At 60.7% G+C, this 20,824-nt stretch carries 20 protein-coding genes; 8 read left to right on the top strand and 12 right to left on the bottom strand.

The annotated features are described in order from the left end of the window. Window positions 1-26: 26 nt before the first annotated feature. The gene (locus tag LRS06_RS00415; protein WP_257869649.1) at window positions 27-764 is read left to right on the top strand and encodes a (Fe-S)-binding protein; all 738 of its coding nucleotides are present in this window, start codon (window positions 27-29) and stop codon (window positions 762-764) included. A 222-nt stretch (window positions 765-986) separates the two neighbouring features. Here LRS06_RS00415 and dapA read toward each other — a convergent pair whose 3' ends face one another. Further along, window positions 987-1,853, bottom strand: a complete 867-nt coding sequence (gene dapA / locus LRS06_RS00410) for a 4-hydroxy-tetrahydrodipicolinate synthase (protein WP_257869648.1) — start codon at window positions 1,851-1,853, stop codon at window positions 987-989. Between the two features lie 127 nt (window positions 1,854-1,980). Between dapA and LRS06_RS00405 the strand changes: the two genes are divergently transcribed. Beyond that, on the top strand, window positions 1,981-2,895 hold the full coding sequence (locus LRS06_RS00405) for a polysaccharide deacetylase family protein (protein ID WP_257869647.1): 915 nt from the start codon (window positions 1,981-1,983) through the stop codon (window positions 2,893-2,895). Window positions 2,896-3,042: 147 nt separating this feature from the next. Here the strand turns inward: LRS06_RS00405 and LRS06_RS00400 are convergent, their stop codons facing one another. From LRS06_RS00400 to LRS06_RS00385, 4 genes are all read right to left on the bottom strand, one after another. Beyond that, window positions 3,043-3,444, bottom strand: a complete 402-nt coding sequence (locus LRS06_RS00400) for a rhodanese-like domain-containing protein (RefSeq protein ID WP_257869646.1) — start codon at window positions 3,442-3,444, stop codon at window positions 3,043-3,045. Between the two features lie 53 nt (window positions 3,445-3,497). Beyond that, the gene (ligA, locus tag LRS06_RS00395) at window positions 3,498-5,651 is read right to left on the bottom strand and encodes an NAD-dependent DNA ligase LigA (RefSeq protein WP_257869645.1); all 2,154 of its coding nucleotides are present in this window, start codon (window positions 5,649-5,651) and stop codon (window positions 3,498-3,500) included. A 153-nt stretch (window positions 5,652-5,804) separates the two neighbouring features. Continuing rightward, window positions 5,805-6,317 carry a DUF4920 domain-containing protein gene (locus LRS06_RS00390; protein WP_257869644.1) on the bottom strand — a complete coding sequence of 171 codons (513 nt, stop codon included), beginning with the start codon at window positions 6,315-6,317 and terminating at the stop codon, window positions 5,805-5,807. Window positions 6,318-6,380: 63 nt separating this feature from the next. Next, window positions 6,381-7,217 carry a hypothetical protein gene (locus LRS06_RS00385; protein ID WP_257869643.1) on the bottom strand — a complete coding sequence of 279 codons (837 nt, stop codon included), beginning with the start codon at window positions 7,215-7,217 and terminating at the stop codon, window positions 6,381-6,383. 186 nt (window positions 7,218-7,403) lie between these two features. Between LRS06_RS00385 and LRS06_RS00380 the strand changes: the two genes are divergently transcribed. The 3 genes from LRS06_RS00380 (at window position 7,404) to LRS06_RS00370 (ending at window position 8,783) form a co-directional block, all read left to right on the top strand. Beyond that, window positions 7,404-7,643 (top strand): hypothetical protein, encoded by a 240-nt coding sequence (locus LRS06_RS00380; protein WP_196954533.1) that lies wholly within the window; start codon window positions 7,404-7,406, stop codon window positions 7,641-7,643. Beyond that, window positions 7,636-7,974, top strand: coding sequence for a hypothetical protein (locus tag LRS06_RS00375; protein WP_257869642.1), 339 nt, complete (start codon window positions 7,636-7,638; stop codon window positions 7,972-7,974). Before LRS06_RS00380 ends, LRS06_RS00375 begins: the two co-directional genes overlap by 8 nt. Window positions 7,975-8,111: 137 nt before the next feature. Further along, window positions 8,112-8,783 carry a cytochrome c oxidase subunit III gene (locus LRS06_RS00370; RefSeq protein ID WP_257869641.1) on the top strand — a complete coding sequence of 224 codons (672 nt, stop codon included), beginning with the start codon at window positions 8,112-8,114 and terminating at the stop codon, window positions 8,781-8,783. Window positions 8,784-8,870: 87 nt separating this feature from the next. Here LRS06_RS00370 and LRS06_RS00365 read toward each other — a convergent pair whose 3' ends face one another. Both LRS06_RS00365 and LRS06_RS00360 read right to left on the bottom strand, forming a co-directional pair. Beyond that, complete coding sequence (locus LRS06_RS00365; RefSeq protein ID WP_257873350.1) at window positions 8,871-9,314, bottom strand: gliding motility-associated C-terminal domain-containing protein; 444 nt, start codon at window positions 9,312-9,314, stop codon at window positions 8,871-8,873. A 1,073-nt stretch (window positions 9,315-10,387) separates the two neighbouring features. Next, window positions 10,388-11,095 carry a hypothetical protein gene (locus tag LRS06_RS00360; RefSeq protein WP_257869640.1) on the bottom strand — a complete coding sequence of 236 codons (708 nt, stop codon included), beginning with the start codon at window positions 11,093-11,095 and terminating at the stop codon, window positions 10,388-10,390. 138 nt (window positions 11,096-11,233) lie between these two features. Here LRS06_RS00360 and LRS06_RS00355 point away from each other — a divergent pair, with 138 nt between their 5' ends. Next, entirely contained in the window at window positions 11,234-13,309 is a 2,076-nt protein-coding gene (locus tag LRS06_RS00355; RefSeq protein ID WP_257869639.1) for a M1 family metallopeptidase, read from the top strand. Here LRS06_RS00355 and LRS06_RS00350 read toward each other — a convergent pair. Next, complete coding sequence (locus LRS06_RS00350; RefSeq protein WP_257869638.1) at window positions 13,306-13,959, bottom strand: hypothetical protein; 654 nt, start codon at window positions 13,957-13,959, stop codon at window positions 13,306-13,308. The genes LRS06_RS00355 and LRS06_RS00350 overlap by 4 nt on opposite strands. A 91-nt stretch (window positions 13,960-14,050) precedes the next feature. Between LRS06_RS00350 and LRS06_RS00345 the strand changes: the two genes are divergently transcribed. Continuing rightward, window positions 14,051-14,524: a hypothetical protein gene (locus LRS06_RS00345; RefSeq protein ID WP_196954527.1), complete on the top strand. Its 474-nt coding sequence runs from the start codon at window positions 14,051-14,053 to the stop codon at window positions 14,522-14,524. Window positions 14,525-14,534: 10 nt separating this feature from the next. Here LRS06_RS00345 and LRS06_RS00340 read toward each other — a convergent pair whose 3' ends face one another. The 3 genes from LRS06_RS00340 to LRS06_RS00330 form a co-directional block, all read right to left on the bottom strand. Continuing rightward, entirely contained in the window at window positions 14,535-14,969 is a 435-nt protein-coding gene (locus tag LRS06_RS00340; protein WP_257869637.1) for a DUF2147 domain-containing protein, read from the bottom strand. A gap of 110 nt (window positions 14,970-15,079) precedes the next feature. Next, the gene (locus tag LRS06_RS00335; RefSeq protein ID WP_257869636.1) at window positions 15,080-15,520 is read right to left on the bottom strand and encodes a DUF2147 domain-containing protein; all 441 of its coding nucleotides are present in this window, start codon (window positions 15,518-15,520) and stop codon (window positions 15,080-15,082) included. 673 nt (window positions 15,521-16,193) lie between these two features. Then, on the bottom strand, window positions 16,194-16,787 hold the full coding sequence (locus tag LRS06_RS00330; RefSeq protein ID WP_257869635.1) for a C40 family peptidase: 594 nt from the start codon (window positions 16,785-16,787) through the stop codon (window positions 16,194-16,196). Window positions 16,788-16,975: 188 nt separating this feature from the next. Here LRS06_RS00330 and LRS06_RS00325 point away from each other — a divergent pair, with 188 nt between their 5' ends. Further along, a complete protein-coding gene (locus LRS06_RS00325) occupies window positions 16,976-18,781 on the top strand; it encodes a M61 family metallopeptidase (RefSeq protein WP_257869634.1) in 1,806 nt (601 codons plus the stop codon). 93 nt (window positions 18,782-18,874) lie between these two features. Here LRS06_RS00325 and LRS06_RS00320 read toward each other — a convergent pair whose 3' ends face one another. After that, window positions 18,875-20,812 (bottom strand): KUP/HAK/KT family potassium transporter, encoded by a 1,938-nt coding sequence (locus LRS06_RS00320; RefSeq protein WP_257869633.1) that lies wholly within the window; start codon window positions 20,810-20,812, stop codon window positions 18,875-18,877. Window positions 20,813-20,824: the final 12 nt, after the last annotated feature.

Here is a 20,824-nt window from a genome sequence, read left to right as displayed (position 1 = left end):
TGTTTCGCGCTTTCCGCCGCTTGCCCATGCCCATTGCCGTCGACCTGTTCATTCCCTGCTTTGTAGACCAGATTTTCCCGCACACGGCCATGAACATGGTGAAAGTGCTGGAAGCCGTGGGCTGCGAAGTGCACTACAATGCCAACCAGACCTGCTGCGGGCAGCCCGCCTACAACGCGGGTTACAAAACCGAAGCCTGCACCGTAGCCCGCAAGTTTCTGCACGACTTCCCGGCCGGCGCCTCCGACCGCTACGTGGTAAGCCCCTCGGCTTCCTGCGTGGGCATGGTGCGCAACGCCTACGCCGAGCTGTTTGAAGGCACCGACGACCAGCCTCGCTACTATGGCCTGCAGCGCCGCATCTTCGAGCTGACGGAGTTCCTGGTTGACGTGCTGGGCATCACCGAAATTCCCGGCTCCGCGCTGGCGGGCCAGTACACCTACCACGACTCTTGCTCGGCCCTGCGTGAGTGCGGCATCAAAGAAGCCCCGCGTTTGCTGCTGGACGGCGTGCAGGGCCTGGAGCGGCTGGAAATGGCCGAAACCGAAACCTGCTGCGGCTTCGGTGGCACCTTTGCCGTGAAGTTCGAAGCTATTTCAGTGGCTATGGCCCAGCAGAAAGTGGAGCACGCCCTGGCTACCGGAGCCCAGTACATCATCAGCACCGACACGAGCTGCCTCATGCACCTCGACGCCTACATACGCCGCGAAAACAAGCCCATCCAAACCCTCCACGTCGCCGACGCCCTGGCCAGCGGCTGGTAGGCCTTACCCCCGGTTCAGATGGCCTCACCCCCGGCCCCTTTCCCGTGGAGAGGGGGGCCAAGCGCGCTGCCCCGCGCAACTGCTTCGGCTAGCGCCTGCGCAGCTGCTACCAACTAACGAAATTGCTTTTACACGATAAGTCCTCGGCTGGTGAGCCGAGGACTTGTTTCCTTAGGCTCCCCTCTCCACGGGAGAGGGGCCGGGGGTGAGGCCCCAAAGGGCCTACAGCAGCTTCTGCACGCGCTCCTTCAGTCCTTCCGAAGCTTCGACCAGCGGCAGGCGCACAGCGGGTGAGCAGAGGCCCAGGCTGGCCAGCGCGGCCTTCACGCCTACGGGGTTGCTTTCCTCGTACATCAGCGGGTTGATTTCGAGGAAGTCGAAAAGCAGCTTGCTGGCCTTGGGGAAGTCCCCGACCAGGGCGGCGCGAGTCATGTCGCAGAACCGCTTGGGGAAGGCATTGGCCAGCACCGAAATCACGCCGACGGCCCCGAAAGACACCAGGGCCGTGGTCATCAGGTCGTCGCCGCTGATGAGCAGGAAGCCGTGGGGCTTGCCTTTGGCAATGGCCATGCACTGCTCCAGATTGCCACTGGCTTCCTTGATACCCAGAATGTTGGGGTGCTGCGCCAGGCGCAGGGTGGTAGCCGCCGTCATGTTGGACATGGTACGGCCCGGCACGTTGTAAAGGATAATGGGCAGGGGTGAGGCTTCGGCCAAGCGCAAGTAGTGCTGGATTATGCCCGCCTGACTGGGCTTGTTGTAGGCCGGGCTCACCGACAGAATAGCCGAGACGCCCGCCAGGTCCATGGTGCGCAACTGCTGCTCCACGGCGGCCGTATCGTTGCCGCCAATGCCGTAGACCAGCGGTACGCGGCCCTTGGTTTGCTGGCGTACTACATCCAGAATGCCTTTGCGCTCCTCCGCCGTGAGCGTGGGCGACTCGGCCGTGGTGCCATTGATGACCAGGTACTCGGCCCCGCCCTCAATAATGAAGTCCACCAACCGGCGCAGGGCGGGGTAGTCGATGGCGTGGTCGGAGGCGGTAAACGGGGTAACCAGGGCCACGCCGGTACCTTGTAGTTTGTCCATGCGGAGAATAAGCTGTTGTTTTGTAGAGTGGACGAGCCCCGGCAAAGGTACACAACGCCCGGCTTCCCGCCATTTCTCCCTTTTCGCTGATGAAGAGCCGTTTTTGCTTCTTCGTCGAACTGATTCCATGATTCGCTTCCGCACCCCGCTTTCCCTGGCTTCGGCTTCCCTGGCCGCCGGCCTGCTGCTTTCCAGCTGCGAAACCAAGCCCGCCACTACCTCAGAAAACCCCACGGCCGCCGCTGTACCTGCCGACTCCGCCGCAAAGGCTGCTCCCGCCGCCCCGGTTGATGCCACTACTACGGCCCCCAGTCCCGGCGAAATCCCGGCGGCCCAACGTGCCGATGCCGCCGCCGTACTTGCCCGGCCCCAGGTGCCCATTCTGTGCTACCACCAAATCCGCGACTGGCGTGCTAAGGACTCAAAAGGTGCTAAGGACTACATTGTTCCGGTAGCCCAGTTCAAGGCCCAGATGAAGATGCTGGCCGACTCGGGCTACCACACCATTCTGCCCGACCAGCTTTACGCTTACCTCACTACGGGAGCCAAGCTGCCGAGCAAGCCCATCATGCTCACCTTCGATGACACGGACCTCGACCAGTTCACGGTGGCCAAACCTACGCTGGACAAGTACGGCTACAAGGCCGTGTACTTTATCATGACCGTGAGCCTGGGCCGGCCCCGCTACATGAGCAAGGCGCAGGTAAAGCAGCTGTCCGACGAAGGCAACGTCATCGGCTCCCACACCTGGGACCACCACAACGTGAAGAAGTATGAGGGCCAGGACTGGGTGACGCAGATCGAGAAGCCCACCAAAACGCTGGAAGAAATTACCGGTAAGAAAATCAACTACTTCGCCTATCCCTTCGGCTTGTGGCGCCCCGAGTCCATTCCTGAGCTGAAAAAGCGCGGCATGGACGCGGCCTTTATCCTGGCTGAGAAGCGCGACCAGCAGGACCCGCTCTACACTATCCGCCGCATTATTGCCAGCGGCTACTGGAGCCCCCGTACCCTGCACAACAGCATCGTGCAGAGTTTCTAAACCACGGATTCGCTTAGATTAGTCGACTTACATGGATTTTGTAGTTGGCGCACTCAGCGCTTTTGAAAATAGGAACAGAAAAAAGCCTCGCACGGTGCGAGGCTTTTTTGTTTGGGAAGAATCGTCCACGAAATCCGTGTAATCCGACTAATCCGTGCGAATCTGTGGTTCCGTCGCTTGTAGCTCCTTATACGCACCGGCATTTATCACCTTGCGCACGCCGTGCTCGCGCATGAGGGTGGCGGCTTTGCTGCTGCGGTTGCCGCTGGCGCAGTAGAGCAGGTAGGTTTTAGCGGTATCAAGCGTAGCTACCTGCTGGGCAAAGTCGCTGCCCTTGAAGTTGACGTTGCGGGCACCCGCGAGGTGGCCGGCTGCAAATTCCTCGGGCGTACGCACATCCAGCACCACTACCTGGCGTTTGCGGATGAGCTTAGCCGCCTGGGCTGGGGTTACATCGGGTGGCGGCGGGGCTGGTGCCTGGGCTAAAGCTGGCTGGCCTCCTAGCAAGCCGGTTAGGGTTAGCAGGAGTACGTAGCGAAGAAGCTTCATAGAGAAAACGAATAAGGAAAGAACCCAAAGACTGCGATGATGTGGGCAAAAACCTAAAACAGCGAAATTTGCCCGTTGGTGCCGGCCGATGGCAGCGCTTCGTTGTTTGGCGCGTCTTCTGCGCTCTGCGTGAGGGTGTCCGTGAGTTCAGAAGCCGTAGCTGAAGCAACGGGTTCCTCGCCCGTGGGCAGCATGGCCAGCAGCTCGGCTTCGGAAATGATGGGCACTTTCAACTCAGTGGCTTTTTCGCGCTTGGCGGGCCCCATTTTGTCGCCGGCTACCAGGAAGGAAAGCTTCTTGCTGATGGAACCCGTGATTTTGCCCCCATGCAGCTGAATCAGCTCCTGCAGCTCCTCCCGACTGTGCTCGGCAAACACGCCCGAGAGCACGAAGGTGAGGCCGGCCAGCCGGTCGCTCTTGGCCTGGGGCACTTCGCCGGTGAGGGCCAGCTGCACCCCGGCCGCCCGCATGCGCTCAATCAGGTCCCGGTTTTCGGGCTGGGCAAACCACGCCGCCACCGATTCGGCAATGACACCGCCTACCTCGGGTACGGCTCCTAGCTCACCCCCCGAGGCCGCCGCCAGCGCGTCAATGGTGCGGTAGTGGTGAGCCAGCTTTTCGGCCACGGTTTCGCCCACGTAGCGGATGCCCAGCCCGTAAAGCACCCGGTCGAAAGGCACCTGCCGGCTCTGTTCCAGCCCGGCCACCAGCCGCTGCACCGATTTCTCGCCCAGGCGCTCCAGCTGCGCCAACTCGGCAGCTTTGGCCGGCAGGTCATAGAGCGAGGCCGCGTCCGTCACCAAGCCCAGGTCAAAGAAACGGCCTACGGTTTCGGCGCCCAATCCGTCGATGTTCAGGGCCTTGCGCGAAACGTAGTGCTCCAGCTTGGCCTTCAATTGAGGCGGGCAGCCCCGGTCGTTGGGGCAGCGGAAGTGGGCCTCGCCCTCGGGCCGCACCAATGGCGTGCCGCAGGCCGGACACTCGGTGGGGTAGATGACAGGCTCAGCGTGGGCAGGCCGGGCCGCTACGTCCACGCCCGTAATCTTGGGAATGATTTCGCCGCCTTTCTCTACAAACACCGTGTCGCCCACCCGTAAGTCGAGAGCCGCAATCTGGTTGGCGTTGTGTACGGATGCCCGCTTGACGATGGTACCCGCCAGGGGCACGGGCGTGAGCAGGGCTACCGGCGTAACGGCTCCGGTACGTCCTACCTGGTACTGGATGCCCAGGAGTTGAGAGCGGGCGGCCTCGGCGGGGTACTTATAGGCAATGGCCCAGCGCGGACTTTTGGACGTGAAGCCCAGGACTTCCTGCTGCTGCAGATCATCCACCTTTATCACGATGCCATCAGTAGCCACCGGCAAGTCAAACCGCGCTTTTTCCCACTGATGAATGAAGGCCAGCACCTCCTCAATGGAGCCGCACAGGCGCCAAGTGTCCGATACGGGCAGGCCCCAGCTCTTGAGGGCGGCCAGGGCGGCGCTGTGTGAGGGGAAATCGGTGCGGCGGGGGCTGAGGTAGCTGTAGGCATAGAAGCGCAGGCGGCGCGCGGCTACCTGGGCCGAGTCCTGGAGCTTGAGGGTGCCCGAGGCGGCGTTGCGTGGGTTGGCCAGCAACGCTTCCCCGTTTTGCTCGCGCTCCAGATTCAGGTCATTGAAGACCGACAGCGGCATAAAGATTTCACCGCGCACCTCAAAATCCTGGGGCTGGCCGGGCACGGGGCGCAGGTGCAGAGGCAGGGTGTTAATGGTGCGCACGTTGCTGGTTACCATGTCGCCGCGGGTACCGTCACCCCGCGTGACGCCGCGCGTGAGCTGGCCATCTTCGTAGGTAAGGCTCATGGCCACCCCGTCGAACTTCAGCTCACACACATACTGGTAGGTGGCGCCTTCCAGGCCCCGGCGCACCCGCTCATCAAACTCCCGCAGATCAGCTTCGGAGTAGGTATTGGCCAGGCTAAGCATGGGAAAGCGGTGCTCTACCGTGGGGAACTGCTTGGTGATGGTGCCGCCCACGCGCTGGGTGGGCGAGTTGGGCAGCGCCAGCTCGGGGTGCTGGCGCTCCAGCTCCTGCAGCTCGCGCAGCAAGGCGTCAAACTCCTGGTCCGACACCTCGGACACGTCGTTCTGGTAGTACTGGTAGTTGAGGTGGTGCAAGCGGGTCGTGAGGGCAGCTATCTGCTGCTGGATCTGGCTCAGGTCGGGCATATTAAGGGAAAGGCAAGGCCGGGTGGTTCGAAGTCGCAAGTTCGGGAATGGGCGGCTACCAGCCCAAAAAGAAGGCTTCCCCTGCAGGAAGCCTTTGTATTATCTGGTAGGGGCTCAAAGGCGTCAACCATTCAGCCAGAAAGCCATAGCAACCTATTGCACCAGCACTCCGTCGGCCATGAAGCTGAGCTGGGTTTCGGGCTTGGTAATAGCCGCAATTTCCTTGGCCGATTTGCCGCCGTCTTTGGCATAGTGCTGGAGCTCATCCACGGGTACTTCGCGACGGTGGGCCCAGCCTTCCACCACTACGGTTTTGCCGGCTATGTCTTTGGGAACGAAGAAGGCGTAGTCCCGAAACCGTACGCGCATGGTCTGGTCTTGGGGCAGCTGCATGGTCAGCCAGCAGCCTTTGGCTTGGCACACGGCCTCAGTGGTACCCACCAGTTTCACCCGGGCTGAGTCGCGGGCGCCCAGCAGCTTGGGCAGCTCCGCCACCGCTATGGCCCCGTCGGAGCTAATGGTTTCGCCGAAGGCATTGTCGGGCTTGGCCGGCTGGGCAGCCGCTGGCGTGGCCGGGGCGGCAGCCGTATCCGGGGCCTTGGACGTGGGCTCCGACTGGCAGGAAGCCAGCAGCAGGCCGGCGGCAAAAAGGGAAGCGTATCTCATAGCGAGCAGTCAGTGAACTGATGACGGGCAGCAAGTTAGCGGAAAAGCAGCTGCCGCGCCACCCTACGGCGTGCGCCGCGTCAGCACACTAGTGCTCTGTAGCTTGTTGTTCTTGTCGTATACCTCCGTGCGCACCACGCCCACGCCGGGGCTGTAGAAGTCGATTACCCGCTGGGAGGTGCGCCGAACGATGTCGGGCTTGGGCTGCACCACGGCTTCGCGCTCGGCTTCTATTTTGTAGCAGGCAAACGTGCCGGCCGGCACCGTCACGTCCTGGGGGCCACTCACCACGCGGCGGTTCTGCAGCTGGGTTGATACTTTGGCAATGTCCACGGCCGAGCTGCGCACGTCGGTTACCACGCCGCCGGAGGGCAGGCGGGAGCCGGCTGCGGGCTGGTGCGGCCAGGCCAGGGGAGTAGGTACATCAGTGAAGTACCGGTCGCGAAAAGAGCGGAGGTTGTCGAACTCCATTTCTACCATGCCGTCGGTGAAAGCCGTATCCTGCCGGCAGCGGAACGTCAGATCCTGCTGATGAATGAGCTTGCCTGCCGCATCGTAGCGGCCACTCTTGAGCAGGACCGTGGTGGTTTTAATGGTGCCTTTCTTATTCGCTTCTTCGCCGAAACCTACTACCCGTTGGCGCAGCTCACCCAGGGGCTTGCCGTTGGCATCGGTGAGGGTGTAAAGCAGCTCGCCGCTGGAAGTTAGCCCGAACGGATGAGCACAATCGGGCGGAGAAGCCGGGGAAGCGGCCGGCGCAGCCGCTACGGGTGCCGACGGAGCAACGGCCGCGCCCGATTCGGGGCGGGCAGAGCTGGCCGTGGAGGTGCAGCTGCCCAGGCCGGCCAGAGCGAAGGCCGTACCGGTCAGCAGAGAAAAAGAGGCAGGGGAGAAGTGCATAAGGAAAATCAATGAAGAAGCCCCGGCCAGGCCGGGCAGCCCCACATACGCAAACCAGGGTATTTGGATAAAGCTCCACCGCAGGCCACAACTTCCGCCGGCCTGGTTGCGTTTGCCGGGCAGAGGCGCTAGTTTGCGCCCCGGCTGCTTCGGCTTGGCCGTTCCACCCCGTTTTTCCTCCTCATTATGGCAGAGTCTTCCGCAAACTGGGCCGATATGGCCGCTTCCTTACTTTCTAAACTTTCGGGCGGCGTAGAGCTCGGCTGCACCTTCGACCAGATGGAAGTACAGGTACCCAATGCCCAAAACCCCCAGGGCCCGGCCAGCACCTGGCGCATCAACGGCTCGGTGCGCATCCGCACCCGCGGCGAAAACCCGCCGGCTCCCGCTCAGCCCGCCGCGCCCAAACCCGCGCAACTTGGCTAAGGGCCTCGACATCGAAGCCCGGCTGGTTATTTCCCGCGGCCGCGACGATATCCAGATAGCCGCTTCGGGGGCCTACCTCATCGTGAACATTCCCAGCCAGCGGGTGCTGGATGAGCTGACGGCCGACGACAAAACCAAGGCGCCGAAAGCGCCCAAGCCACCCGGCACGCCCAACGCCCTGCAGCAGTTGAATATGCTGGCGTTGCGCCTGGGGCTGGTGCTGGATTTGCGGGTAGCCGGCAAAACCTACGTGACGTTTGGCACGGGCCGCAGCCCCAAGATTACCCTCAACGCGGTGATGGGTAAAATAGGCTCGTTTTTTCGTAGCTAATAACCAAAAAATACCATAGCTGCCGGCTGGTTTTTTGCGTACCTTGGAAGGTGAGCCCACGCTGGCAAAAAAGGTTTTGTCTTGAATCAAAACGCTGGCTGGTCGGGTTTATTCCCTGTACCCCGCCTTGCCCCACCATGAGCCCCGATCAGCCCGATAAGCAGCGTTTCAATACTATAGGAGCCGGGCAGCCGGCTTCCGGCTTTGCCCGCATGGAGCGCGTGCCGCCGCTCCTGCTCATGGTGTACCTGAGTGTGGGCGCGGTGGGCATCCTGTTTGTGGTATTGTTGGGGGCTTACTTGTATACCCGCCTGCGCAACGGCGTACCACTGGGCCTATACACCCTGCCTCAGGTGTTTTCGCTGAGCACCATTGTGCTGCTCATCAGCAGCTATACCCTCAGTCAGGCCAACCGCCTGTACCGCTCCGATGATCTGCCGGGTTTGGTGCGCTGCCTGAGCGCCACCCTGCTGCTGGGGCTGCTGTTTTCTGGCCTGCAGGTGGTGGGCTGGAAGCAGCTACTGCTGGATGGTAGTTTGTTGAGCGGTGCTGTCACGCTCACGGGCAAGGCCAGCGCCACGTACATCTACCTGCTTTCGGCTTTGCACGTGGTGCATTTGCTGGGGGGCGTCCTGTTTCTGATGGCGCTGCTCTGGCGCACCCATCACGCCAGCCGTGACGGTATTCGGAGTCTGTTTTTCATCCGAAATCCGTACCGCCGCATGCAGCTGCGCATGCTGAGTGTCTACTGGCATTTCATCGACGGTCTGTGGGTGGTGATGTTCGCGTTGTTCCTGTTTTTTTACTAAAAAGCAGTGGTTTTATTTTCTTCAGGAAAGCCCCGGCCGCTTTGGTAGCAACCGGGGCTTTTTCGTCATAGACTGTAGTGGCGAAGCTCAGCGAGCAATGGTAATGGTGCCCTTGAACTTCTCCCGGTTGCTGTACTCAATCAGGTAGTAGTACACCCCCTCGGGTAGGCCGCCGCCGTCCCAGCTGAAGCTGCGGTTGGTGGAGCGGTACACCTGCGTACCCCAGCGGTTGAAGATTTTGATGTCGCCGAAACGCTGGGTGCAGTACTCGGGCGGCAGCACGCTGGCCAGCTCAAAGCGGGCATTCTTGCTGTCGGTGTTGGGGGTGAAGATATTAGGAGGCAGGAAAGCCGGCGTTTCGGGCAGCAGCACGGCAAAGCGCACGGTTTGCTGCCGGGGCTGAGGCCGGCAGGTACTTTCCTGCAGCGTAAATGTTACCTCCAGCGGCTGGCGCTGCAGGGCCTCACAATTGGCGTCCCAGCGGAACGTGCCGGCGGCTTTGCCCAGGCCATCCTGGTGGGTAAACGTCATGCCCACCATCGCCAGGTCTATTTCCTTGCCGGCGGCCGTCAGGGTAAGCTCATTCGGGTCGGCGTCGGTGCCGGCCAGGGTAGCTTCGTACACCCCGCCCATGGGCAGGGTGATAAGGATGGGTGGGGCATTGGGGGCCGGTGACGCTTCCGAAAAGCTGGTTTGCAGCAAGGGCGCCGCGTTTTCATACTCCACCTGAATGGGCACCACTACCCGCTGCGTCTGGGCGGGGTTGCATTCGTTGCTGGAGGTAACCAGAAACTCAAACTCGTGCAGGCCCCGGTCAATGGCAGCGCAGGGCACAGTCCAGGCAAAGTCGGCCCGCCGCTCGGTAGCCGTAGTGGGGCGCATGGTGAGGGTAGAGCTCAGCGAAGGCGCGTCAAAGCCCAGGCCGCGCATGGTCATGGTCAGGGCGTTGCCGTCGGGGTCCTGGCCGATAACTTCAAAGTTGACTGCCTCGCCGGGCCGTACGCGCAGGGGAAGCTGGGCCGTGGTGCTGATGGATGGTGGCAAATCGGGTGGAGCCGTGGCCGTGAAGGCTACCCGAACGGTGTCGCGTTTCGGGAGGCTGCACCCGTTGTCGGCCACAATAAATTCCAGCTCATAGGTTTTTCCCTGCGTGTCGAAGCAATCGGGAAAGCACACGGTGGAAACCAGCACATCGGGGTTGCCGGCCGAGCGCACGGTGCCCGTGGTAATGCTGGGAACGGGCATAGCCGCCTCAAAATTGACGGCCCGCAGATAAAGCTTGAGGCGGGAAGCGGCATCGGGGTCGGTAAACCGCAACTGAAAGCAGCGGGCCTCGCCGGCGGCAAACGCCAGCGTACCCGTGGGGGCGTGGGGCAGGGAGTTGCCTTTGGCTTCTACCTGCAGCTGGGGCTTCTGGTTGCGTGCGCAGTTGATGACCAGCATTTGAAAGTCGCGGCGCACTTCTCCGATTTTCACCCCATTGCGGTACTCCGAGCACTTGATGCCGAAAACAAACAGCCCCAGCTCCGTGGGCAGCACCTCCAGGCGGCCCGTCTGGGCCCCAATGCGGAGGGTGGGCTTGCCGGGTATCTGTTGAGACACACTTAAATCGGCACGCCAGCGGACGGAAGAGTAAGGAGCGGAGGCCGGTCGGTCGGGCTTGGAGTCTGATGTAGTGCTGTGGCCGTTAAGCGGCGTAACCAGCTCATACACCAGCTGGTCGCCGTCGGGGTCCTGGCCGCCGAAATCATAGTAAAACAGCTCACCCTGGCAGGCGTAGTCGCTGAGGGGCGGAAACAAACTGGGGCTGGAATTGCGGAATGCCTGCCCATTGGCCTGCACCACCGCCGGGAACTCCACCAGAAAAGCCTGCCCGGCCCCCCGGGGTTCTGAATATTGGCAATGCCCCGGTTGCGGCAGCACCGCTCCACTACGGCATAGTAGCCGGCCGGGCTGCGGTACTGCATTCGGCGCAGCACCAAGTTGCGCGTGTACACCAGACGACGGGTTACGAGCCGGGCACTGGAGCAGGCGGGGTCGGAGTAGTCTACCAGCGTGTTTTGCTGGAGCGGCAGCACCACGTCTTCCACAAAGCGGTTGGTGCCTTTCTCGTAGATAGCGGCCGTTAGGCTGCCATCCAGGGCGCCCGGGTCGCCGGTTACGCCGTCGAAATACACAATCAGGTTCAGCGCGTAGGTGCTGTCGCGCAGGTGCTGCATCCCCATTTCGCCCCCTACAATGTGGGTGGCCTGGCTGCGCTCCGCACTCAGGAGCAGGCCGCAGAAAAATAGCAGGAATAGAAGTCGGGCCATGCCGGAAAAAAACTTAGGGCGAGAGGGGTACAAGATACATGGTTCCCGGCAGCCTGCCTCATTTGCCGGCCGGGTTATGAGTGGTCGATAGTGTGTATTTTGGGCGGTAATTCCCATCCGCTACTCACTTTGCTTGCGATGACCCGAAAACTACTGCTTTGGTTGGCTGCCCTGCTGCCCGCGCCGGTCGCCCTGGCGCAACTGCCGGCCACTACGGCCCGCCCTACCGAGTACTTTGCCCCGGCTGAGCCCTGCGCCGAAGCCCACATCCGTCAGTCCCTGCGGCAGCCCGCAACCACTGTGGCGCATCGCCAGCAGATGGACCGCTACGACGTGAAATACTACAAGCTCGATCTGGCCCTGGAAAACAACTCCCGCGCGGTGGCTGGCCACGTGTGGATAAAGGCCCGCAACGGCAAAGCCAGGCTGGAGTCGTTGGCTTTCGAGCTGTTTTCCACCTACGTAATTGACTCGATGGTCGTGGATCGGCGCAAGGTTACCGCTATCAGCCGCGCCGACGGAGACGTGACGGCCACGCTGGCCGCTGCCGTAGCGCCCGACGCCCTGTTCGATGCGCGCATCTACTACCACGGCACCGCGCCCAATACTACTATGCAGGTATTGGCCAGCAATGCCCTAGACACCCGCCTGAGTCCGGCCAATACCAACGTAACCTGGAGCCTGAGTGAGCCATTTGGCGCCTACGAGTGGTTTCCGTGCAAGCAGGTGCTCACCGACAAAGCCGACTCCTCCGACGTGTGGGTAACCACCGACAAAATCAACAAGGTGGGCTCCAATGGTGTGCTGCAGGCCGTTACCAGCATTTCGGCCACCAAGCACCGCTACGAGTGGAAGTCGCGCCATCCCATTGCCTACTACCTGATTTCGGTGGCCGTTTCGCCCTACGTGGAGTACACGAATTATGCCCGGCTGAGCAATGGGCGGCAGGTGCCTATCGTGAACTACGTGTACAACCAGGGGTTTCTGGCCGCCAATAAAGTCGATATTGATTATACGCCCGGCTTTCTCGAAAATTTCTCGACGCTGATTGTCGACTACCCGTTCGCTGATGAAAAATACGGGCACTCGATGGCGCCTATTGGCGGCGGTATGGAGCACCAGACGATGACGACGCAAAGTAGCTTTGGCTTCACCCTCACGGCGCACGAGTTATTCCACCAGTGGTTTGGCAACAACGTGACCTGTGCTTCCTGGGAAGATATCTGGCTTAATGAGAGCTTCGCCTCTTACGGTGAGTACCTGTCCTTGCAAAAATTTCGGCCCGGTGATGCCCTCATTTGGCTGGACGACGCGCACGCCAGGGCTATGTCGGCACCAAATGGCAGCGTGCGCGTACCTCCTGCCGATACCACCAATTCCGGTCGTATTTTCAGCTCACGCCTGAGCTACAAGAAAGGAGCCGCCGTGGTGCATATGCTGCGCTACCTGCTAAACGACGATACCAAGTTCTTCCAGGCGTTGCGCACGTACCAGACCACCTACGCCAACAGCACGGCCCGCACCCCCGATCTGCAGCGCATATTTGAACAGCAGGCCGGCCGCTCACTCACGAGTTTCTTCGACCAGTGGTACGCGGGCGAAGGCTACCCCACCTTCAACGTGGAGTGGAAACAGGCCGGCAACACCCTGCAGTTGCGTACCACCGAAACCGTGTCGATGCCCAACGTCACCCCATTCTTCGATACGGACCTGGACTACCGCATTACCACCACTACGGGCGCTCAAACGGTGCGCCTTCACCAGGGCCAGCCCGTGAGCGAGTTCAGTGTGCCCGTTGCAGGCACGGTAACCGCAATTACCCTGGACCCCTCCCAGTGGATTCTAAACGGTGCCGGCACCGTAACCCGCAACGACGGGCTGGTGCTGGCTGTCCGCCCGGCGGGCACTGCGCTGCCCGTGCAGGTATTTCCCAACCCGTGCGAGGCGGCCCTGCACCTCGGTGCGCTGCCGGCCGGCCGCTGGCAGGCTGTAATTACCGATATGCTGGGCCGTACGGTGCTGCGCCAGGAAGTGTCGGCTACGGCCGCCACTCTAACACCCAGGCGCTGGCGCCGGGCCTGTATCAGGTGGAACTCACGACGGAAGGCCGCAGCCAGACGCGCCACGCCCGGTTTGTGCGGCGCTAAGCTGGTGCTGCCGCTTCTAACGCCAACGGCCGGCACTACCCTGTGTAGTGTCGGCCGTTGGCGTTAGGCTTGGGTGTAGCGCAGGCGGTACTGCTGGGCGGTTTCGTCGGCCGGGGGCTGGTTGAATATTCTGTCCAGCAGTTCTTCAAAGGTTCGGGGCTTGGTAAAGATGTCGTCATGAAAAGGGTTGCTGAAAAACCGGATAAAGCCGGGCTGGCCATTAATCAGCACCAGATCTACCGTCACTGTGCCGTAAAACTGCTGGCAGCGGCCGGTGTGGGTACAGCTGCGGGGTAGGGGCTTCAGAAAGTGCTTGAGAATCGTCTCCGTGTACTGCGGGTGGCGCAGGGTGCGCTGGTCGGAAGTGGAGGCGTTGTAGCCCAGCGCTATGGTTTGCTCGGCAATGTAATCGAACAGGTGACGGAAATTACCCGGCCCAATGGACGGGTCGTAGAACAGCACCGCGCCCTGGCGGCCTTCTTCCTGCAGCAGCTGCACGCGCAGCCCGCCCGCGTTCAACTGGGCTTTGCGGTAATGGTAGGCTTTGAAATACGGACCCAGCCAGTTCAGGTACACCCGCTCTGCTACCCACTGGGCATGACGCCGCTCGGCGCGGGCCGTGCGCCGGAGCGGCTGCCAGGAGCAGGCGGCCGCAGGAGAAAAAAGACGGTGCAGAAAACGCAGCAAGGGGTAAGACGTTGTGTAGCGCAGAAACACCGGGTGAGCCAAATAGTTTCTGCCCGTAAGCTGCAACCTCCGGCAGCGGCACCCGTTTGAACTTCTTCAACTTTTTCCTGAGGAAGTTTTTATGGCAACAACCGTACTCTCCCGGCAGCAGCTGAAACAGGCCCTGCTGGCGGAATGTCTGCAGCTGCAGCAGCAAAAAGTACATCATGCCCGGCAGGCTATGGAGCAGGTGCAGGAAAGCGCCAACGAACAGCCCGCTTCCGGCGAAGACAAGTTTGAATCGTTTCGGGAGGCCTGCCACATTCAGCGCGAGCTGTTTGCCCGGCGCCTGGAGGAAGCCCAACGGGAGCTGCAGTTGCTGCAGCGCCTGCCCGACCGTTTCGGGGTGGGTGGCACTATGGGGCCGGGGTCGGTGGTGGTTACCAACCGCTACACCTATTTTATTGCCATCAGCCTGGGCGAAATCGAATTGGACGGGCAGAAATACTGCGCCATGTCGGCCTTTTCGCCGCTTTTCCTGGCAATGGCCAGCCACCGCGTCGGCGACACATTTTCGTTCCGGGGGCAGCAGTATACTATTGAGGAGGTTTTCTGAGGCAGCCGACCTACTGCACACGTTTCCAGCGGTGGGCACTGCCGATAAACGGGAAGCCGATGTAGCCTTTAACTTCCAGCACGTCTTTCTGCAGCATGCGTAGGTAGCAGGAATACGTGCGCCCGTTGCTGGGGTCGTAGATACTGCCGTAGGTCCAGCGTTCATCGTCGGCGTAGCGGAAGTGCTGCATGATGATGAGGCCCAGGAGCGGCTGGTTTCGGCGGGCTGGGTCGGGGTTGTGCAGGTCCGTCTGGGGCTGCCCGGTGGGCGTGTTGGGGCTGCGCAGCCATACCAGCCGCCCGCAAAGCTCGGCGCCGCAGCGGTAGAGTTCCACGTGGGTTTCACTCCGGTCATCGGCCCAGGTGCCCACGGGGGAGAGTTGCTGCGCGGCCACCGTTAACGTGGCTCCCAGCCAAACAAGCAAGTAAAACAGGGCTTTTTTCACGACTCGATGACGGGCTGCTGGTACGATAAACTTCTGACCGACCTGGGCAAAAAAATAGCGACGCCCGGGGAGAGCGTCGCTACGAAATCAGCTAGAAAAATGTTGCCAGGTTATTTTACCCGCGTCCAGCTCTGGGAGCGACCAATGAGGGAGAAGCCGATATAGCCTTTCACTTCCATTGAGTTGGCGCTATTCATCTTCATGTAGCAGGAATATGTTTTACCGCTTTCCGGGTCGTAAATTTTGCCATCATCCCACTTGTTGTCGTCGTCGTACTCGAAGCCCTGCATGAACACGAGCCCCAAGCGGGTACGGTTGCGCAGCTTGGGGTCAGGGTTCTGGCTGTCGGTTTTGGGTTTGCCGGTTTTGGGGTCGTTGGGCACGGTCAGGCTCACAATCTTACCGCAGAGCTTGTTGCCACACTGGTAAATTTCGAAAGTGGCCTTTTTCTCCTCATTGGTCCAGACGCCCAGAGGAGAGAGTTTCTGCGCTGATGCCAGGGAGGACAAGCCCAGCACCAGGGCCAGACAGAGGAAGAGTACTTTTTTCATGAGAATGGGAAATGTGGGGTTTTGGGGGAAAATATAGACAAACTTGGCTGGATAGCAAGCCAGCCGGGTCAGCTTTCTTTAAACAGCCGTTGGCAAGTTTGGGACCAACTTCTCCGGCTCGTAATTCACCCGAAAAAAAGGTGCTGATCCTCAGCTTGCTGGAAGTAAAATTGTACTGCAGCTCTAAAAAAAGGCTATTTCGTTTTGAACCTTCAATTGCGTTTTTAACTTTACCAACCAGTAGTGAGTACTACGGCTCCGGCCAAGTGGCCCTAAGGTGCTGGGAAGCGCGGTCGGAGAGATGTCGAACGTAAAGAAAGGAGGTACACAATGTCTAGTAGTCCCAAACAAATCCTGCCAAGCCTGTCGAATGTAGTCCGCCTCACCGCCGGACGCGCTTAACAACAGCTTTCGCGCGGAGCCCGCTCAACTTTGGTTGGCTCCCGCATTCTGGCAAGGTCTTACCCTCCCCAGGGAGCAGATGACGGGGCTGTACCCCAGACTCGCCGCTTGGTAAGATTTGAAGGATTAGATGCCCGGTTTGCCCAGCAGCCCTCCCGTAGGAACTGCACAGGCAAGCCGGGCATCGTTCTTTTATTGGGAATGGCTGACTGGTTGCTTCGTGCTATTCGCCCAGGCAGTCATTCAACCATTCAGAAAGAGAACTATGTACCTACTGCAGCACCCGGCGAATGGCCATAAAGCGCCGCTCGTAGTCCGTGTTTTCCACTTCGCTGATTTTAACGCCCGATTCGCGGCGGGCCGAGGATGAGTGCACGAACCGGATGGGCTCTCCAAGCTTCGACAATACAATACCGGCGTGACCCGGGGTAGTAGAGGTAGCGGCTGTGCCCGTGAACACCACAATATCTCCTGGTCGGGCCTCGGCGCGCGGAACTTCCCGCCCCGTCGAAATCAGTAGCGCCGTGGAATGGGGCACAGCAATGCCATAGTGCCCGAACACGTAACTTACAAATCCCGAGCAGTCGAAGCCGGTTTCGGGAGAAATGCCGGCGTAGAGGTAATTGGTGCCCAGCTGACGAAGCGCAAACCGCACAAGGCTGTCGGCGCGGGCAGTGGAGGCTACTACCACGGGTTTGCGGGGTGGCTTGGCAATGAAATAAGCCGTTGCGGTGGCGGCAGGCCGGTCGGCTACGGCCTGCACGGGGGCCATTTCCACCGCTGCCGGAGCAACAACTGCCGGTTGCCGCTGATACAGCCAGCTGCCTACAATGGCCACTACCAGCAGCAGAAAAACACTCCACACAATACGCATTGGGTTGCCGCAGCCGGGATGTAGCCGCCTGCTTTGAGTACTAACGGCGCCGCTTTACTACGGGTTCAGCCGGCGGCCCGATTACATCTGCCGGTTGAGCGCAAGGTTTTTCCGGCAACTTTGCAACTTTGCCTGCGCTGACCCGTCCGCTAGCCAGTCTTTTCACTTACCCGCTGTTCATGCTGCACCACCGTTTACGTTTCGCTTTCTTTTTGCTGCTGGGTCTGCTGGCCCCGGCAGCCGCCGCGCTGGCCGCTCCCACGCTACGCTACACCCTGGCTATGCCCGCGCCGCAAACCCACTATTTTGAAGTAGATGTGCAGCTAGGCGGCTTCTCCAAAGCCTACACCGATGTGAAGCTGCCCGTGTGGGCGCCCGGCTCGTACCTGGTGCGCGAGTTTGCCAAAAACGTAGAGGGCTTTGAAGCCCGGGCCGGAGCTGCCAGGCTCACCGTCGAGAAAATCAACAAAAACACCTGGCGCGTTTTCCACCCCAAGGCCAAGGACTTCACCGTGCACTACCGCGTGTACGCCTACGAGCTGTCGGTGCGCACCAGCTTTCTTGACGCCTCGCACGGCTACGTGAATGGCACCAGCGTATTCATGTACCCGGCCGAAAACAAGGATCTGGCCAGCACCCTCACCGTGCAGCCTGCCCCCGGTTGGACGCAGGTAAGCACCAGCCTACTGCCGGCCGGCGGTAGCGCCCCCTTCACCTTTCGCTCGTCTTCCTACGATGAGCTGGCCGACTCACCCATTGAAATCGGGACGCACCGGGTGCTGCAGTTTGAAGCCAACGGCACGCCCCACACGGTGGCCATGTACGGCCAGACGCAGTACGACGAAGGCCGCCTGCTCACGGATATGAAGCGTGTGTGTGAAGAAGCCCACCGCGTGGTAGGCCAGAACCCGCTGGACCGCTACGTATTCATCGTGCACAACATTGAGCGCGGCACCGGCGGGCTGGAGCACCTGTATTCCACCACGCTGTCGGTTTCGCGCAATGCGTATGCCACGGAGGCTGGCTACAAGGGCTTTCTGGGGCTGCTGGCGCACGAGTACTTCCACCTCTGGAACGTGAAGCGCATCCGCCCCGTCGCCCTCGGTCCGTTTGATTATGACCGCGAAAACTACACGCACATGCTGTGGGTGAGCGAAGGATTCACCGAGTACTTCTCCAACCTGATTGTGCAGCGCGCGGGCTACGCAACACCCCAGGCGTACCTGGGCGACCTGTCAAACAGCATCACACGAGTGGAGAATATGCCCGGCAACAAGGTGCAGCCCGTGTCGGAGTCGAGCTTTGATGCCTGGATCAAGTACTACCGCCGCAGTGAGAACTCCAACAACTCCGAAATCAGCTACTACGACAAAGGCGAGCTGGTCGGCGCCATGCTGGATCTGATGATCATTCAGGAAACTAAGGCCCAGAAAAGCCTCGACGACGTGATGCGCTACCTCTATGCCCGCTACTTCCAGCAGCTCAAGCGCGGCTTTACGGATGCCGAGTTTCAGGAGGCCGTAGCTAAAGTAGCCGGCCGCCGGTTCGATGAGTTTTTCCGCACCCGCGTTTACGACGTGCAGACGCTCGACTACCAGACGGCTCTGGGCTACGCCGGCCTCAAGCTGGTGACCACGCCCGTAAGCCAGGATGCCGCCCTGGGCGCCGATTTCAGCACCACTGGCGGCAAAGTCACGGTGCGGGGCGTGCAGCGCGCCGGCAGCGCCTGGCAGGGCGGCCTGAACGTAAACGACGAAGTGCTGGCCCTCGACGGCGGCCGCATCAGCGAAGACCCCAACAAGCTGCTGGCTGGCCGCGCCCCCGGCACGCCGGTGAAGCTGCTGGTGGTGCGCGAAGGCCGCGTGCAGGAAGTGACTTTCCCGCTGCTGCCCAATTCCTCCCAGCGCTACCGCATCGAGCAAGCGGCAAACCCTACGCCCGAGCAACAGGCGGTGCTGGCCAAGTGGCTGCCCGTGAAGAGCTAACCTCATTGCCTTGTAAAACAAAAGGGCCCGACAGTTGTGTCGGGCCCTTTTGTTTGTCTTCGGGCAGGCGGCTTGCTGCTTCGCCAGCCGGCGCTACTGCACGCGCTGCAAGGATACCTCGCGCACCGGCGTAATCACCAGTGGTACTTTTTCTACCTTCACCGACGAGGTGTCGAGGCCGAAGTACTTGTCTTCGGAGGCAATGAACTGCTTGATGTAGAAGTAGGCCTGCATCACCAGCTTCTCCACCCACGGAAACTCGTTTTCAACCGATAGGAATTTTTCCAGCACCACGAAGCGGAAGTCGCCCGTCACGTGCTGCTTGCTCAGGCTCTCGTAGCGGGAGGTGATGTCCACTTCCTTGTTGCGCACGAGGTCTTCCACCACTTTGCGGAAGTACAGGTTGATGCGCTGCTCCACCCGGAAGCCCAGCCGGAACGTGATGCGGAACACGTCGTCGGGGGCCAGCTCGGTTACTTTGTACTCCATCGTGTACGGCTCATCCGTGGTATCCACATGCACAAACCAGTAGATATCGGCACGTTTGGGGCGCTTCTGGAAGATGGAGTAAATAATCTTCGACTCGATTTCCGACTGCCGCTCAGCCGACGACATGAACACCAGGTGGGTGGCGTACTTGGAAATGGATTCATCGTTGCTGAGCTCCTTCAGCGCGTCGATGTAGGGCTCAATCTTAACGAACTCCGTGAGGCGGCGCTTGATGAAGTAGGCCCGCAGCCACACGTACATCACCGCAATCAAGCACAGGCTGATGGCCACCGACACCCAGCCCCCGTGCGGAAACTTGATGAGGTTAGCCACGAGGAAAGAACCCTCAATCAGCCCGTACACCACCAGAAACAGCACCACCAGCGGCAGCGGCACCCGTTTGGTGCGCAGCCACATGGATAGCAGCAGCGTGGTCATGAGCATGGTGATGGTGATAGCCAGTCCGTAGGCGGCTTCCATGTGCTCCGACTTCTTGAAGTACAGCACCACCGCAATGCAGCCCAGCAGCAGCAGACGGTTCATGCTGGGTACATAGAGCTGGCCCTTCACGTTGGTGGGGTAGTTGAGGCGCACCTTGGGCCACATGTTCAGGCGGATGGCCTCGGCTACCAGCGTGAAGGAACCCGTTATCAGCGCCTGCGAGGCAATGATGGCGGCAATGGTGGCAATGCCGATGCCGATGAGTAGAAACCACTCTGGCATAAGCGAGTAGAACGGGTTGCGGCCGGCCAGCTTTTCGCCGGCGTGGGCCATCAGCCAGCCGCCCTGCCCGAAGTAGTTGAGCAGCAGGCAAAGCTTCACAAACATCCAGCTGATGCGGATATTGCCCTTGCCGCAGTGGCCCAGATCGGAGTACAGGGCCTCAGCCCCGGTAGTACACAGAAACACGGCTCCCAGCAGCCAGAATCCGCCCGGCGTGTTTACCAGCAGGTTGTAGGCGTAGTAGGGGTTGGCCGCTTTCAGGATTTCGGGGTGCTGCACAATACCATACACGCCCAGCACCGCCAGCATCGAAAACCACAGAAACATAATCGGCCCGAACGCCTTGCCCACAATCTGGGTGCCGAAGCTCTGCAGCAAAAACAGCCCGCACAGAATGGCAATGACGATGTACATCGTCGGGATGCCAGGGTATTTGGCTTCCAGCCCTTCAATGGCCGAGGACACGGAAATCGGGGGCGTAATCACGCCGTCGGCCAGCAGGGCCGCGCCGCCCACAATAGCCACCGCCGACAGCCAGGCCCCGCGCCGCCGTACCAGGGCGTAAAGCGAGAAAATGCCGCCTTCCCCGTTGTTGTCGGCGTTCAGCGTGAGTAGCACGTACTTGATGGTGGTTTGCAGCGTCAGGGTCCAGAGCACGCAGGAGATGCCGCCGTATACCAGGTCCTGGGTGATGACATCGGGCACAATGGCTTTCATCACGTACAGGGGCGAGGTGCCGATGTCGCCGTAGATAATGCCCAGCGCAATAAGTAAGCCCGCCGTGGATATGGCGGAGTGTCCGTGTTTGTCGGTGTTCATACGGCGCGAAAA

The organism is Hymenobacter sp. J193 (assembly GCF_024700075.1).
In the GTDB taxonomy this organism is placed as follows: Bacteria; Bacteroidota; Bacteroidia; order Cytophagales; family Hymenobacteraceae; genus Hymenobacter.
The sequence above is the reverse complement of the archived record's forward strand: the minus strand, read 5'-3'. Positions and strand labels throughout refer to the sequence as shown.